Origin of the sequence: Allobosea sp. (assembly GCF_030694325.1) — a bacterium.
Lineage (GTDB): Bacteria > Pseudomonadota > Alphaproteobacteria > Rhizobiales > Beijerinckiaceae > Allobosea.
Window position 1 is genome coordinate 1 of record NZ_JAUXYO010000231.1, and the last position, 1311, is coordinate 1311.

Annotated in this window: 1 pseudogene; it reads right to left on the reverse strand. The window is 65.7% G+C overall.

Going from position 1 to position 1311, the window contains the following annotated elements:
* Nucleotides 1-1301, reverse strand: a pseudogene (gene carB / locus Q8M82_RS15315) (carbamoyl-phosphate synthase large subunit); the annotation flags it as partial.
* Between the last annotated feature and the right edge of the window lie 10 nt (nucleotides 1302-1311).

Genomic DNA, 1311 nt, shown 5'->3' on the forward strand with positions numbered 1-1311 from the left:
AGCGGCGTCTGGCCCCCGAACTGCACGATCACGCCGTGCAGGGTGCCGTTCTTGCGCTCGGTGTCGATGATCTCCAGTACGTCTTCGGCAGTGAGCGGCTCGAAATACAATCGATCCGCGGTGTCGTAGTCGGTCGACACCGTTTCTGGATTGCAGTTGATCATGATGGATTCATAACCGGCGTCATGCAGCGCGAAGCAGGCATGGCAGCAGCAATAGTCGAACTCGATGCCCTGGCCGATGCGGTTGGGGCCGCCGCCGAGGATGACGACCTTCTTGCGGTCCGTCGGCTTGGCCTCGTCGGCGGCCTGGCCGGCGAAGGGCATGGCGTAGGTCGAGTACATATAGGCCGTGGGCGAGGCGAACTCGGCGGCGCAGGTGTCGATGCGCTTGTAGACCGGGCGCACGGCGAGCGAGCGCCGCAGCGCCCGCACCTCGGCCTCGGTCTTGCCGGCGACAGCGGCGAGGCGCTTGTCGGAGAAGCCCATCGCCTTGACCTGCCGGAAGGCGCCCGGCGTCTGCGGCAGGCCGAACTGGCGGATTTTCTCCTCGGTGTCGACGATGCCGCGCATCTGCTCGAGGAACCAGGGGTCGATCTTGCAGCTCTCATGGATCTGCGCGTCGGTGAAGCCGAAGCGCATCGCCTGCGCGACCTGGAGGATGCGGTCGGGCGTGGGCGTCGAGAGCGCGGCCTTGATCGCGTTCTTGTCGTCGCCCTTGCCGAGCCCTTCGACCTCGATCTCGTCGAGGCCATCGAGCCCGGTCTCCAGCGAGCGCAGCGCCTTCTGCAGCGATTCCTGGAAGGTGCGGCCGATCGCCATGGATTCGCCGACCGACTTCATCGCGGTGGTCAGCGTCGGCTCGGCGCCGGGGAATTTCTCGAATGCGAAGCGCGGGATCTTTGTGACGACATAGTCGATCGTCGGCTCGAAGGAGGCCGGCGTCGCGCCGCCGGTGATGTCGTTCTCGATCTCATCGAGCGTGTAGCCGACGGCCAGACGCGCCGCGACCTTGGCAATCGGGAAGCCGGTCGCCTTGGAGGCCAGCGCCGAGGAGCGCGAGACGCGCGGATTCATCTCGATGACGATCATGCGGCCGGTCTCGGGATCGACCGCGAACTGCACGTTCGAGCCGCCGGTCTCGACGCCGATCTCGCGCAGCACCGCCAGCGAGGCGTCGCGCATGATCTGGTATTCCTTATCGGTCAGCGTCAGTGCCGGGGCGACCGTGATCGAATCGCCGGTGTGGACGCCCATCGGGTCTAGGTTCTCGAACGAGCTGACGATGATGCAGTTGTCGTTCTAGTCGCGA